The sequence below is a fragment of the Albidovulum marisflavi genome (assembly GCF_025751435.1).
GTDB classification, from domain to species: Bacteria; Pseudomonadota; Alphaproteobacteria; order Rhodobacterales; family Rhodobacteraceae; genus Albidovulum; species Albidovulum marisflavi.
In genome coordinates this window covers 281,216-294,808 of the sequence record NZ_JAOWKY010000001.1, presented here as the reverse complement: position 1 = coordinate 294,808, position 13,593 = coordinate 281,216, and the positions used below count along the sequence as shown (strand labels likewise).

The 13,593-nt window shown below is 62.7% G+C and carries 15 protein-coding genes; 7 read left to right on the top strand and 8 right to left on the bottom strand.

Going from position 1 to position 13,593, the window contains the following annotated elements:
- The first annotated feature begins 1 nt into the window (after window position 1).
- Window positions 2-1,138 (top strand): 2-trimethylaminoethylphosphonate dioxygenase, encoded by a 1,137-nt coding sequence (tmpA, locus tag OEW28_RS01520; protein WP_263732965.1) that lies wholly within the window; start codon window positions 2-4, stop codon window positions 1,136-1,138.
- Entirely contained in the window at window positions 1,135-1,740 is a 606-nt protein-coding gene (gene tmpB / locus OEW28_RS01515; protein ID WP_263732964.1) for a (R)-1-hydroxy-2-trimethylaminoethylphosphonate oxygenase, read from the top strand. Before tmpA ends, tmpB begins: the two co-directional genes overlap by 4 nt.
- Before the next feature lie 37 nt (window positions 1,741-1,777).
- Here the strand turns inward: tmpB and OEW28_RS01510 are convergent, their stop codons facing one another.
- Both OEW28_RS01510 and hrcA read right to left on the bottom strand, forming a co-directional pair.
- Complete coding sequence (locus tag OEW28_RS01510) at window positions 1,778-2,326, bottom strand: nucleotide exchange factor GrpE (protein WP_263732963.1); 549 nt, start codon at window positions 2,324-2,326, stop codon at window positions 1,778-1,780.
- Window positions 2,323-3,399 (bottom strand): heat-inducible transcriptional repressor HrcA, encoded by a 1,077-nt coding sequence (gene hrcA / locus OEW28_RS01505; RefSeq protein WP_263732962.1) that lies wholly within the window; start codon window positions 3,397-3,399, stop codon window positions 2,323-2,325. Before hrcA ends, OEW28_RS01510 begins: the two co-directional genes overlap by 4 nt.
- Before the next feature lie 115 nt (window positions 3,400-3,514).
- Here hrcA and rph point away from each other — a divergent pair, with 115 nt between their 5' ends.
- Genes rph through OEW28_RS01480 form a run of 5 tightly spaced genes read left to right on the top strand, consistent with a single transcriptional unit; the run spans window position 3,515 to window position 6,726 of the window.
- Window positions 3,515-4,225, top strand: a complete 711-nt coding sequence (rph, locus tag OEW28_RS01500; protein WP_263732961.1) for a ribonuclease PH — start codon at window positions 3,515-3,517, stop codon at window positions 4,223-4,225.
- Window positions 4,225-4,839 (top strand): RdgB/HAM1 family non-canonical purine NTP pyrophosphatase, encoded by a 615-nt coding sequence (gene rdgB, locus OEW28_RS01495; protein ID WP_263732960.1) that lies wholly within the window; start codon window positions 4,225-4,227, stop codon window positions 4,837-4,839. The genes rph and rdgB overlap by 1 nt, the downstream gene beginning before the upstream one ends.
- Window positions 4,836-5,216, top strand: a complete 381-nt coding sequence (locus OEW28_RS01490) for a RidA family protein (RefSeq protein WP_263732959.1) — start codon at window positions 4,836-4,838, stop codon at window positions 5,214-5,216. The genes rdgB and OEW28_RS01490 overlap by 4 nt, the downstream gene beginning before the upstream one ends.
- Window positions 5,216-6,373 (top strand): radical SAM family heme chaperone HemW, encoded by a 1,158-nt coding sequence (gene hemW / locus OEW28_RS01485; protein WP_263732958.1) that lies wholly within the window; start codon window positions 5,216-5,218, stop codon window positions 6,371-6,373. The genes OEW28_RS01490 and hemW overlap by 1 nt, the downstream gene beginning before the upstream one ends.
- Window positions 6,373-6,726 carry a YbaN family protein gene (locus OEW28_RS01480; RefSeq protein ID WP_263734343.1) on the top strand — a complete coding sequence of 118 codons (354 nt, stop codon included), beginning with the start codon at window positions 6,373-6,375 and terminating at the stop codon, window positions 6,724-6,726. The genes hemW and OEW28_RS01480 overlap by 1 nt, the downstream gene beginning before the upstream one ends.
- Here the strand turns inward: OEW28_RS01480 and OEW28_RS01475 are convergent.
- From OEW28_RS01475 to rho, 6 genes are read right to left on the bottom strand one after another with little or no spacing between them, the layout of a single operon-like run.
- Window positions 6,723-7,616, bottom strand: a complete 894-nt coding sequence (locus OEW28_RS01475) for a ParB/RepB/Spo0J family partition protein (protein ID WP_263732957.1) — start codon at window positions 7,614-7,616, stop codon at window positions 6,723-6,725. The two genes, OEW28_RS01480 and OEW28_RS01475, sit on opposite strands and share 4 nt — an antisense overlap.
- Before the next feature lie 10 nt (window positions 7,617-7,626).
- Entirely contained in the window at window positions 7,627-8,433 is an 807-nt protein-coding gene (locus OEW28_RS01470; protein ID WP_263732956.1) for a ParA family protein, read from the bottom strand.
- Complete coding sequence (rsmG, locus tag OEW28_RS01465) at window positions 8,426-9,046, bottom strand: 16S rRNA (guanine(527)-N(7))-methyltransferase RsmG (protein WP_263732955.1); 621 nt, start codon at window positions 9,044-9,046, stop codon at window positions 8,426-8,428. The genes OEW28_RS01470 and rsmG overlap by 8 nt, the downstream gene beginning before the upstream one ends.
- The gene (gene mnmG / locus OEW28_RS01460; protein ID WP_263732954.1) at window positions 9,043-10,917 is read right to left on the bottom strand and encodes a tRNA uridine-5-carboxymethylaminomethyl(34) synthesis enzyme MnmG; all 1,875 of its coding nucleotides are present in this window, start codon (window positions 10,915-10,917) and stop codon (window positions 9,043-9,045) included. Before mnmG ends, rsmG begins: the two co-directional genes overlap by 4 nt.
- A gap of 3 nt (window positions 10,918-10,920) precedes the next feature.
- Window positions 10,921-12,210, bottom strand: a complete 1,290-nt coding sequence (mnmE, locus tag OEW28_RS01455) for a tRNA uridine-5-carboxymethylaminomethyl(34) synthesis GTPase MnmE (protein ID WP_263732953.1) — start codon at window positions 12,208-12,210, stop codon at window positions 10,921-10,923.
- A 31-nt stretch (window positions 12,211-12,241) separates the two neighbouring features.
- Window positions 12,242-13,513 carry a transcription termination factor Rho gene (rho, locus tag OEW28_RS01450; RefSeq protein ID WP_263732952.1) on the bottom strand — a complete coding sequence of 424 codons (1,272 nt, stop codon included), beginning with the start codon at window positions 13,511-13,513 and terminating at the stop codon, window positions 12,242-12,244.
- Window positions 13,514-13,593: the final 80 nt, after the last annotated feature.

The window sequence follows — 13,593 nt, the reverse complement described above, 5'->3', positions numbered from 1 at the left end:
CGTGGCGGATGTATCTGTCAGCGCGGATGGCGGCTTTCTGACGGTGGCGGAGGGCGGCCGAAGCGCCCGGTTTCACGCGATCTGGCTGCGCGACAACGCATGGGATGCGCAGACCCGGGCCCCTGGAAACGGGCAGCGCTTGATCACACTGGCAGATATCCCGAAAGATACGCGCATCGCCACCGCGGCAGTCTCTGGCCCGTCGCTTCGGGTTACATTCGCGCCAGAGGGCAAAAGCGTGGATTACGACCGGGACTGGCTGTTCCGGCATTCCTACGATCGCACGCAGCAAAGTCAGCCCGGCTGGACCGCGCCGGGGATCGAGACCTGGGATTCCGGGCTGATGGGGAATGTCCCGACCGGTGATTTCGGGGATGTGTCGACAAGCCCTCTTGCCCTGAGGCGGTGGCTTGCCGATGTCGCACGTTACGGGTTCGGAAAACTCTTGAACGGCCCGGTCGAGGACGGGGCGCTGATGAAGGTCGTGGACCTGTTCGGCTTCGTTCGCGAAACCAACTATGGCCGGCACTTCGAGGTGCGGACCACGGTCAATCCGTCCAACCTCGCCTATACCGGGCTGGGCCTGCAGGCACACACCGACAACCCGTATCGTGATCCGGTTCCGACCGTTCAGGTCTTGTATTGCCTGGAAAGCTCGGCTGCGGGCGGCGAGAACATGGTGGTCGACGGCTTCCGCGCGGCCGAGCGGTTGCGACAGGAAAACCCCGACTGGTTTGACGCCCTGACTGGCCACTGCGCGCGCTTCGAATACGCGGGGGAGGTCGGCGTCGTGCTGAGGTCCCGCCGCCCGATGATCGAACTGGCGCCGGACGGGGAACTGGTCGCGGTGCGTTTCAACAACCGGTCCGCAGCCGCGATCACGGACGTGCCCTTCGAACGGATGGAAACCTATTACGCGGCCTATCGCCGCCTGGGCGAGATCATCGACGATCCGGCGATGGAGGTGACTTTCCGACTGAGTCCCGGCGAATGCTTCGTGGTCGACAACACCCGCGTCCTGCACGCACGCAAGGGCTATTCCGGCACCGGCACGCGATGGCTTCAGGGTTGTTACGCCGACAAGGACGGTCTTTTGTCGAAACTTGCCGCGCTTGGCGCAGCGGAGGCCGCGGAATGACCAGCCCCGACCCATCCCGCCTGACCCGGGACACCATCGTCGCCTTCATCGGAAGCGTTTTCGAGCGCCGGGGCGATGAGGAATACCTGGGCGAACCCGTGACCATGGCGCAGCACATGCTTCAGGGCGCGACCATTGCGGCGGAAAGCGGAATGCCCGAGGACATTGTCGTTGCGGCGCTTTTGCACGACATCGGTCATTTCACATCGGAGTTCGGCACTTTCAGCATGGATGACACCGAGGACCGGTTCCACGAGGAAGCGGGTGCCGAACTGCTTGAGCGGTTCTTCCCCAGCGTCGTGACCGACTGCGTGCGCTACCACGTCGCAGCGAAGCGCTATCTTTGCGCGACGCGGCCCGAGTACTTCAAGCGCCTATCCGACGCCTCGATCCACTCTCTCTCGCTTCAGGGCGGCCCGATGAGCGCCGAAGAGATTGCGGAATTCGAACGGAATCCGAACCTGAAGGAAATCGTGCAGGTCCGCTATCTGGACGAGGCCGGAAAGCGCCCGGACATGCAGACACCGGACTACTGGCATTTCGCACCGATGGTGCAGCGGGTCGTCGACCGGCATTGCGCGGCGGCGCGCGATACGTCCTGACAAAGCGCGGGGGCCCTGCGGCCCCCGTTTTTCCGTGCTACGATTTGGGGGTCGAGCTGACACCCACCTGCGCCGGCCGCAAAAGCCGCTCGTGCAGCATGAATCCCTCGGTCATGACCTGAATGATGTCGCCGGCCTTGGTTCCTGGCACCGGCGCCTCGAACATCGCCTGATGGACTTGCGGATCGAACGGGTCGCCCACCGCGGGCGCCACCGGCGTGACCCCGTGCCGGGTCAGCACATTCACAAGCTCGCGCAGCGTCAGCTCCACGCCTTCGATCAGGGCTTTGGCGGAGTCCCGCTGTTCCTCTCCGACCGCGTCCAGCGCGCGCCTCAGGTTGTCGTAGACCGGCAGCAGGTCACGGGCCAGCTTCGATCCGCCGTATTGTTCCGCCTCTCTGCGATCCCGCTCGCCCCGCTTGCGGGCGTTTTCCGCATCGGCCAGCGCGCGCATGAACCGGTCACGGTAATCGTCGCGCTCGGCGCGCAGCGCTTCGATCTCGGCCGCCGCGGGCTCCGCGTCGATCCCCTCTTCGCCCATCAGGGCCTGGTCCTCGGCAATCTCGTCTTTCTTCATGTCACTCATAAGTCTTGTCCTTTGCGCCCGCCGGACAGAAGCCGCCCGACAAGCTGCGCCGTGTAGTCCACGATCGGGACGATGCGCCCGTAGTTGAGCCGCGTCGGACCGATCACGCCCACGGCGCCGATGATCTTACGGTCAGCGTTCATATAGGGAGAGACCACCAAAGAGGAACCGGAAAGTGAGAAAAGTTTGTTCTCCGACCCAATGAAAATGCGCACCCCATCGCCGCTTTCGGCCAGTTCCAGGAATTCGGCGATGTCCCGCTTGCGTTCGAGGTCGTCGAAAAGCGTCCGGATGCGCTCAAGATCGCCCGCTTCGGTCTGATCGACCAGGTTGGACCGGCCGCGAACGATCAGCCTTTCGTATGATTCCCCGGCATTTTCCCAGAGCGCGAGCCCGCTTTCGACCAATTCCTGCGCAAGGGTATCCAGCTCCTGCCGGCGTCGGACGATTTCCTGGCGAATGTGGCTTCGCAACTCGGACAACGTCCGGCCCTCGGCAAGGGCGTTCAGGAAGTTCGCGGCCTCCCGCATCGACGAGGGGGTCTGCCCAACCGGCGGGGTGAAGATACGGTTTTCGACGTGACCGTCGGCAAAGACCAGAACGACCAGCGCGCGATCCGGCGACAGCGACACGAACTCGATATGGCGGATTGGCGCCTCGTGCTTCGGTGTCAGAACCAGGCTGGCGCCGTGAGTAATGCCGGACAGCGCCGCGCCGACCCGGTCCAGCATGGCGCTGACGCCCGGCTCGTTCCCGCCCAGGGTCGCCTCGATTGTCTGCCGGTCCTCGGCAGAGACGGAGCCGACCTCCATCAACCCGTCGACGAACAGCCGAAGACCAAGCTGCGTGGGCACGCGCCCGGCCGACACATGCGGACTGTCCAGCAGGCCCAGATATTCCAGGTCCTGCATCACGTTGCGGATCGTCGCAGCCGAAAGCTTTTCCGTCATCGATCGCGTCAGGGTGCGCGATCCAACGGGATCCCCGGTATCGAGATATCCCTCGACCACGCGCCGGAAGACCTCGCGCGAGCGTTCGTTGAGTTCTGACAGAATTTCCGGTGTCGTATGCATGTCGGTTCGCGCTTCCCTCCTTGAAATTAAGGAGTTGCCGGGCCGGGCGTCAATCGGGGTTGCAAGAACGCGCCGACGGGCGATATGTGGCGGCAAGCAAGGAAAGGACGATGACATGAGACCCTCTGGCCGCAAGCTGGATGAAATGCGCGTGATATCGATCGAAACGGGCGTCACCAAGCACGCGGAGGGGTCTTGCCTGATCCGCTGCGGCGACACGCACGTCCTGTGCACCGCCACGATTGAGGACAAGGCGCCGTCGTTCCTGAAGGGCACTGGACTTGGCTGGGTGACGGCGGAATACGGAATGCTGCCACGGGCGACCAACACGCGAAACCGGCGCGAGGCGGCGGCGGGCAAGCAATCCGGAAGAACACAAGAAATTCAAAGGCTTATTGGTCGAGCTCTGCGCGCTGGCATCGATCGTGTGGCCTTGGGCGAACGCCAGATCGTCGTTGACTGCGACGTAATCCAAGCGGACGGCGGCACGCGCTGCGCCTCGATCACCGGTGGATGGGTCGCGCTTCGGCTTGCGGTCAACAAGCTGCTGAAGACCGGCGCGATCTCCAGCGATCCGATCGTGGATCACGTGGCGGCGGTATCCTGCGGCATCTACGCCGGCCAGCCGGTCCTTGACCTCGACTACGCCGAGGACAGTGAGGCGGGAACAGATGGCAATTTCATCCTGACCGGACGCGGGCGGCTGATCGAGGTGCAGATGTCGGCCGAGGGCGCGACTTTCAGCCGGGAAGAGATGGGAACGCTTCTGGACCTGTCCGAGGCCGGGGTCGCAAGGCTGGTCGAGGCGCAGAAGGCGGCGATCTGATGCGGACGTTCACCGGTGACCGCCTGCTGGTCGCGACTCACAACAAGGGCAAGCTTGAGGAGATCGCGGCGATGCTGGCGCCCTTCGGCATCGCCTGTGTGGGCGCCGCCGAAATGCGTCTGCCGGAGCCGGAGGAGACCGAAACCACCTTCGTGGGCAACGCGCGGATCAAGGCGCATGCCGCAGCGCGCGCGACCGGCCTTCCCGCGCTGGCCGACGACAGCGGGATCGAGGTGGATGGTCTTGGCGGCGCGCCCGGCGTTTACACGGCGGACTGGGCCGAAACCCCGAACGGGCGCGACTTCGTGCAGGCCATGACGCGCACCTGGTCCGAGCTGGAGGCTGCAAGCGCCCCCTACCCGCGCACCGCTCGTTTCCGCTCGACGCTTGTGCTGGCATGGCCGGATGGGAGCGATGCGGTTTTCGAAGGCAAGGTCGAAGGTCAGGTCGTCTGGCCGATGCGTGGGATGCAAGGGCATGGCTACGACCCCATGTTTCAGCCCGAAGGCCATGATATTACGTTCGGAGAAATGGATCCGGGCCTCAAGAACAGCATCAGCCACCGCGCCGATGCGTTTCGCAAGTTGATGACCTGTATAGAGGGGGCGAAATGACCGCGACGCTGATTTCGACGGGATCTCCGTTCGAGAAAACCTTTGGTTACAGCCGAGCCGTCGTCAAGGGCGGCTGGTGCTTCGTTTCAGGCGTCACGGGATACGATTACGCGACCATGACGATGCCCGAGGGTGTCGAAGACCAGGCGCGCAACTGCTTTGCGACAATCGCCTGGGCGCTGAATGAAGGTGGTTTCACCATGCAGGATATCGTCCGCGTGCAGTACACGATCATCGACACAGCGCTGGTCGATGCCGTCGTGCCGGTTCTGGGCGAACATCTTGGCGACATTCGTCCCGCTGCAACGATGGTCGTCGCCGGTCTGATCAAGCCCGAGATGAAGATCGAAATCGAAGTCACGGCATTCAAGGGTTGATGGTGGAAGACTGGCGGCACGGCGGTTTCGGCCTGTACCTGCACTGGCCGTTCTGCGCCTCCAAGTGCCCCTATTGCGACTTCAACAGCCATGTCGCGGCGACGATTGACCAGCGGCGGTGGCAATCGGCCTATCTGGCGGAACTGGACCGGGTCGCCGCGCTGACGGGGCCGCGGGTATTGAACACGGTTTTCTTTGGCGGCGGCACGCCTTCGTTGATGGAGCCCGAGACCGTTTTCGCGATTCTGGACCGCGTGCGCGCCCTGTGGGTTCCCGCCAACGATCTGGAGGTGACGCTGGAAGCGAATCCGGGCTCTGTCGAGGCCGGACGTTTTCGCGGTTACGCCGATGCGGGCGTCAATCGAATCTCGATGGGGGTCCAGGCGCTGAACGACGAGGATCTGCGCCGACTGGGAAGGCTGCATTCGGTCGCCGAGGCTCGCGCCGCCTTCGATGTCGCCCGCAACACCTTTTCCCGAGTCAGCTTCGATCTGATCTACGCCCGACAAAACCAAGACGCCCAGGCCTGGCGGCGGGAACTTCGCGAGGCGTTGGGCATGGCGATCGACCACTTGTCGCTTTACCAGCTGACGATCGAGGATGGGACGGCCTTTGGCGCCCGGCACGCGGCAGGCGGGCTGCGCGGGCTTCCAGATGACGATCTGGCCGCTGATATGTACTTGGAAACACAGGATATTTGCGCTGCATCGGGGATGCCGGGCTATGAGGTTTCGAACCACGCCGCCGCCGGATCGGAAAGCCGGCACAACCTGATTTACTGGCGCTGCGGCGACTATGCGGGGGTTGGACCGGGCGCACATGGCCGCCTGACATTGGGGGGGCGCCGTCTTGCGACCGAAACACCGCTGTCGCCTTCGGCATGGCTGGAAAGCGTCGAGTGCCGGGGGTCCGGCGAGTCCAGCGCGCAGGATGTCTCGCGCGAGGAACAGGCGGTCGAGTACTTGATGATGGCGCTGCGGTTGGCCGAGGGCATGGATCTTGCCCGCTACCGCGCCATCTCGGGCAGCCCGCTTGACCAGGTCGCGGTCGCGCGGCTCGCGGAGCTTGGCCTTGTCACGCAAGAGACGGATCAGTTGCGCGCCACGGCCTCGGGGCGCGCCGTCTTGAATGGTGTCATTCGGGAGCTTCTGCCATGATCCGACCGCTTTGGATCGGCGCGGGCTTGCTGTCGCTTGGGCTGGGGGTCATCGGGCTTTTCCTGCCGCTGCTCCCGACCGTTCCCTTTCTGCTCTTGTCGGCCTTCTGCTTCGCACGATCGTCCGAAAGGCTGCACGACTGGCTGGTTGGCCATGAAACCTTCGGTCCGCCGATCAGGGACTGGCAACTGCGCGGCGCGGTCAGCAGACGCGCGAAACTGTTTGCCACGGCCTCCGTTCTTGCGTCCCTCGTGCTGACGTGGGGCTTGGGGTTCGGCGTGACCGTTCTGCTGATCCAGTCCACCGCGCTTTGCGGTGTCATGACCTTCCTGTGGACGCGGCCGGACGCCTAGGAAAATCCCGAAAGCTTCTGGCAAAGTTCGTCAAGCTCATCAAGCGACCGGTAACTGATGACCAGATCCCCACCATCCAATCCCTTGTGGTAAATACTGACGCGCATACCAAGGTTTGCGCTCAGATCGCCCTCCAGCGCCTTCGTGTCGGCATCCTTTGACTCGGCCTTGGCGCGCGGCTTGCGGCTTTCGCCGCCCTGGCTCTTGCGGGCAAGCTCTTCGGTCTGACGGACGGACAGACCGCGAGAGATGACGTCGCGCGCGAGCGACACGGGATCTGGACAGGTAATCAACGCACGGGCGTGACCGGCCGACAGTTTCCCTTCCCGCAGCCAGGTCAGGACTTCCGCCGGCAGTTGAAGAAGGCGAAGCAGGTTTGCGATGTGGCTTCGGCTTTTGGAAAGCGCCTCGGCCATCTTTTCCTGCGTGTGACCGAAGCGATCCATGAGTTGACGATAGGCCATCGCCTCCTCCACCGGATTCAGGTCGGCCCGCTGGATGTTCTCGATGATCGCGACTTCCAGAACCTCGGTGTCGTTGAAATCGCGAATCAGGACCGGAACTTCATGAAGCTGGGCCGCCTGTGCCGCCCTCCAACGCCGCTCGCCCGCAACGATTTCGTAGAAGTCGGGTTTTACGGGGCTTTTCCTGACCAGAAGCGGAAGTATGACGCCCTTTTCACGAATCGACTGTGCAAGTTCTTCAAGGGCCTCGGGCGCGAAGTCCCTGCGGGGCTGGTTGGGATTGGGTTCAATCTTTTCGATGGGGATGAAAGCCTCGGCCCGACGAGGGGTAGCCTGCTCATCGCGGCCTGGCGCCAAGCTTACATCAGCCATGAGGGCGGAAAGTCCCCTTCCCAGCCCACGGCGCTCGGTTTTCTTGTCGCTCATCGAAATCCTCTCAGGCTGCGCGGGCGTGCCGTGCCAGAAGCTCTTGCGCCAGCGCGCGATAGGCAAGGCTGCCCTTTGACGTCGTATCGTAGGTCAGGACAGGCACGGAATAGGACGGCGCCTCGCTGATGCGGACATTGCGGGGCACGATGGTGCGAAACACAAGCTCTCCAAGGTTCTCCCGCGCGTCGGCCTCTACCTGTTGTGCCAAGTTGTTCCTGCCATCATACATCGTGAGCACGATTCCCTCGATCCGCAAGTCCTTGTTGGCCGTCTGGCGCACCTGGCGCACGGTCAGCATCAGTTGCGACAGACCCTCAAGGGCGAAGAACTCTGCCTGCAGGGGTATCAGGACAGATTGGGCGGCAATCATCGCGTTTACCGTCAGAAGGCTCAGCGACGGCGGGCAATCGATCAGGACATAGTCGAAGGCATAGGCATCGATCGCCGGCTGCCGAAGCGCGTCGTAAAGAAGAAAACTGCGCTTTTCGTTGGCGACAAGCTCGATATCGGCCGACGACAGGTCTGTCGTCGCCGGGCAGATCCAGATTCCGGGAACCTCGGTCTTGCGGACAACATCGGACAATGCCGCGTCCTCGATCAGCAGGTCATAGGTCGTCAGGCCGCGTTGGGTTGATTCGATCCCAAGTCCGGTCGAGGCGTTTCCTTGGGGATCCAGATCGACCAGCAGCACGCGCAATCCGTCCTCGGCGAGCGCGGCGGCCAGGTTGATGGCCGTTGTCGTCTTTCCGACACCGCCCTTCTGATTGGCGATCGCAATTATCCTGGGGCCCGGCGGGCGGGTTGGATCAAGCACGCGAAATCTCCCCGACTGTCAGGATGACGGCGTCAGGATCCGTCAAGCTGGCATGCATCTCGTATGAAAAGCGCCATTTTTCAAGCGCCTGTTCGATTTCCTGGCGGTATCTCGCACCCTTGGGAAATACTGCCCGCCCCGCCGGCGCCAAATGAAGGTCCGCGTAATCAAGAAGTGTGTCGAGTGGTGCAAGCGCACGCGCCGACAACATGTTCGCGCCCAGTCCGGGAAGGTGTTCGATGCGATCCGAAAGGACTCTCGCCGAAACGGCAAGGGAACGCGCCGCCGTTGTCAGAAAGGCTGCCTTGCGCTGATCCGATTCGACAAGTGTGAAGTGAAGATCTGGCCGCTCCTCTGCTGCGAGGATTGCCAGGACCAGCCCAGGAAATCCGCCGCCGGAACCCAAATCGGCCCAAAGGCCGGATCGGATGTTGGTCAGATCCAGAATCTGCGCAGAATCAAGAAAGTGGCGCGTCCATACTTGTTTCAGCGTCGCGGCCGAAACGAGGTTTATCGCGGGATTCCACCTGTCTAGCAACGCGCTGAAAGCGGTCAGCCTTTCCAATGTTTCACGTGAAACACTGCGCCTTTCCAGGAACTGCTCAGCGCTCATCCAGCCGACCGCCGCCGCTCGGCCTGCTTCAACCGCGCGAGAATCAGCGTCAGGGCCGCCGGGGTCATTCCATCTACCCTTGCAGCCTGAGACAGATCCCTGGGTCGAATGCGGGTCAGCTTACCCTTGAGTTCGGCGGATAGACCGGAAAGAGCCGAAAAATCGAAGTCGTCGGGAATCTCGTGGCCTTCGTCGCGCTTCATCTGGGCCACGTCCGACGATTGACGCTCAAGATACTGCGCGTAAAGCGCGTCACGCTCAATCTGCGCCCGCACCTCCGGCGGGACAGAAGCCAGCGGCGGGTGAATTTTCTCCAGATCAGCAAATGTTACGTCCGGAAAGGCAAGCAAGGTGAACCCATCCCGGCGAACACCATCCTGGCTGACGCGAATTCCGCGATCGGAAGCCTCTTTTGGGGTCAGCCGAAGCTGTCCCAGCAGAGAGCGCCCCTCAGAGATTGCCTCCATCTTATAGGAGAATGCCCTTTCGCGGATGCCGCCGACACATCCGACCCGCAAGCCCAACGGCGTGAGCCGTTGATCCGCATTATCCGCGCGGAGAGACAAGCGAAACTCTGCCCGGGACGTGAACATCCGATAGGGTTCTGCGACACCGCGCGTCACGAGATCGTCGATCATCACGCCGATGTAGCTGTCCGATCTGCCGAAGACCACGGGTTCGCGCCCCTGCGAAGCAAGGGCCGCATTCAAGCCAGCCACAAGACCTTGAGCTCCCGCCTCCTCATATCCGGTGGTTCCGTTGATCTGGCCCGCAAGATATAGCCCGCTCAGCGCCTTCAACTCCAAAGTGCTGCGCAAAGCGCGCGGATCGACATAGTCGTATTCGATGGCATAGCCAGGCTGCAGGATCTCTGCGCTTTCAAGCCCTGCGATCGTGTGGACATAGGCCTCCTGCACCTCGGCCGGCAGAGATGTTGAGATCCCGTTCGGATACACGGTGTCGTCGTCCAGCCCCTCCGGTTCAAGAAACACCTGATGTGACGCCTTGTCCGCGAAGCGGACCACCTTGTCCTCGACCGAGGGGCAGTAGCGCGGCCCCACCCCTTCGATGTGGCCACCATACATCGCCGAACGACTCAGGTTCGCGCGAATGATGTCGTGCGTCTTTTCGTTGGTGTGCGTGATGCCGCATGATACCTGCTGAACGAAGGGCTTCCGGTTCAGGAACGAGAACAGCACGGGGTCATCGTCACCCGGTTGCGCTTCCAACCGCGTCCAGTCGATCGTCCGGCCATTCAGGCGGGGTGGCGTTCCGGTTTTCAGCCTGCCAAGGGGAAGCGCCAGCGCTTCAAGTCGTTCCGCCAGCGGCACCGAGGGATTGTCACCGACCCTACCCCCAGGACGGCGTTGGTCTCCGATGTGGATTGTGCCGCGCAGGAATGTACCGGTCGTGAGGATAACCGAATCCGAAGTGATCTCGCTTCCATCGGCCAGAACGACGCCCGAAACCCTGGCGCCCTGCATCAACAGGTCCGAAACCTCCCCCTCGATCAAGGAAAGGCCCGCTCTGTCGGCGAGCATTCTCTGAACAGCCTGACGGTACAGCTTGCGGTCGGCCTGCGTTCTTGGCCCCTGAACGGCTGGTCCCTTTCGACGGTTCAATAGACGGAACTGGATGCCGGCGCGATCCGCCGCCTGGCCCATGACCCCGTCCAACGCATCGATCTCCCGCACCAGGTGGCCCTTTCCAAGGCCGCCGATCGCGGGATTGCACGACATGACGCCAATGCTGTCGGTTCGAAGCGTGACAAGCGCCGTGCGCGCGCCCAGCCGCGCCGAGGCGTGCGCAGCCTCGGTGCCGGCATGCCCGCCGCCCACAACGATGACATCGAATTGTTTCACGTGAAACACTCCTTACTTGCCGATGCAGAAGCTGGCGAATATCTGGTCCAGAAGATCTTCTACATCAACCCGCCCGACCAGCGAATCCAGCGCCCGAATCGCCCGGCGCAGATCCTCCGCCGCCAGTTCCGCCCGATCAGGACCGCTCTTTACCTCAATCGCCGCCGATTCCAAAGCAACAAGCGCGCGGCTGATCGCGGTCCGGTGACGCTCCCGCGTGATCAGACCCGCGCCGGACGCCCTTTCGGCGGCGCGCCTGCCGATCTCCTCGATCAGCCGATCCAGACCTTGGCCCGTCTTTCCCGAAACGGACAAGCCGTCCGTCACCGCGCCGTGCAGATCGGCCTTCCCGCGTAGAACGATGTCATCCGCGCGCGGTTGCAGCAGCGGTGTTTCGGCTCCGTCACCAAGAAAGACCCGAAGGTCAGCCAGTTCTGCCCGCTGCAGCGCCCTCTCGATTCCGATGCCCTCAACCACGTCCTCGGTTTCTCGCAGTCCCGCAGTGTCGAGAAGCGTGACGGCAAATCCCCCCAGATCCATTCGAACCTCGATCACATCCCGCGTCGTGCCGGCATGTTCCGAAGTGATCGCGGCTTCGCGGCCAGCCAGTGCGTTCAGCAAGGTCGATTTTCCGGCGTTCGGCCGGCCAACGATGGCAACCTCGAACCCCTCTCGGATGACTTCCGCCGCACCGTAACCCGCCAGCTGCGCCTTAAGGTCACGGTCTACCTCGGACACCAAGGTCAACACCTCCGGCGCCACGTTGACGGGTACGTCTTCGTCGGCGAAATCGATCGTCGCCTCGATCAGGGCTGCGGCCCGGATCAGATTTGATCGCCAGTCTTCCGCCTTTGCGCCAACTTTCCCGGAAAATACACGCAGCGCCTGCCTGCGTTGCGCCTCGGTTTCAGCCTCGATCAGGTCGGACAGGCCTTCAACCTGCGCCAGGTCCACTCTGCCGTTCTCGAGGGCGCGGCGCGTGAACTCTCCTGCTTCAGCCAGGCGAAGACCATTGATCCGGGACAGGGCTGCAAGAACGGCCGCAACCGTTGCCGTGGCCCCATGCGTGTGCAGTTCCACGGTCTCCTCGCCGGTGAAACTGCCGTCCGCCGCAAAACACAGAACGATGGCCTCGTCCAGGATCTCTCCCTCTTCGACGATCTTGCGCAATGCCGCACGCCGCGGCTGGGGCAGGACGCCAACCAGCGAACGCCCAGCGTCAAAGGCTGCGGATCCTGAAATCCGAATGACCGCAACGCCCGATTTCCCCCGCGCCGAAGCAAGGGCATAGATCGTGTCCATTTCGTGTAACCTATTGTTTTAGAACAACAAGTCAGGCGTTCATGGAATCGAAGAACTCGCCGTTCGTCTTGGTTTGCTTCAGCTTCGAGATCAGGAACTCGATCGCATCCGTTGTCCCCATCGGGTTCAGGATGCGGCGCAGGACATAGGTCTTCTGCAGGTCCTTCGAATCGACCAGAAGGTCTTCCTTCCGCGTGCCGGACTTGAGAATGTCCATGGCCGGGAACACCCGCTTGTCCGCGACCTTGCGGTCCAGCACGATCTCGGAGTTGCCGGTACCCTTGAACTCTTCAAAGATGACTTCGTCCATCCGGCTGCCGGTATCGATCAGCGCGGTCGCGATGATGGTCAGCGAACCGCCCTCTTCGATGTTGCGCGCGGCACCGAAAAAGCGCTTGGGGCGCTGCAGTGCGTTCGCATCGACGCCGCCGGTCAGGACCTTGCCCGACGACGGCACCACGGTATTGTAGGCGCGGCCAAGACGGGTGATCGAGTCCAGTAGGATGACGACGTCGCGCTTGTGCTCGACCAGACGCTTGGCCTTTTCGATCACCATCTCTGCGACGGCCACGTGCCGCGTCGCCGGTTCATCGAAGGTCGACGAAATGACCTCGCCGCGCACGCTGCGCTGCATGTCGGTGACTTCCTCGGGGCGTTCGTCGATCAGAAGGACGATCAGGTAGCACTCCGGATGGTTCTTCTCAATCGAATGGGCAATGTTCTGGAGCAGAACCGTCTTGCCGGTCCGCGGCGGCGCCACGATCAGGCCGCGCTGCCCCTTCCCGATCGGCGCCACCAGGTCGATGATCCGGGCCGAACGGTCGCGGATGGTGGGATCCTCGATCTCCATCTTCAGGCGTTCGTCCGGGTAAAGCGGCGTCAGGTTGTCAAATGCGACCTTGTGGCGCGCCTTGTCCGGATCCTCGAAATTGATGCGCGTGACCTTGGTCAGCGCAAAGTAGCGTTCATTGTCGCCGGGCGCGCGGATCACCCCTTCGACCGTGTCGCCGGTGCGGATGGAATACTGCCGGATCATGTCGGGGCTGACGTAGATATCGTCCGGACCCGGCAGGTAGTTCGCCTCCGGCGACCGCAGGAAGCCGAACCCGTCCTGAAGCACCTCCAGAACGCCATCGCCGCCGACCTCGTATCCCTCGTCCGCGTATTCGCGCAGGATGGAGAACATCATCTCGCCCTTGCGCATGGTCGAGGCGTTTTCGATCTCCAGCTCCTCGGCCATCGCAAGCAGATCGGCGGGGCTTTTTGCCTTCAGGTCGGCAAGGTTCAGGCGGTCCTGGTGCATGGAAAACTCACATCGCGGCGCCAACGTCGGGCGCAGGGCTTGGTCAATGGGGAAAAGCCGATGGCCGGACGGCCGGGCTG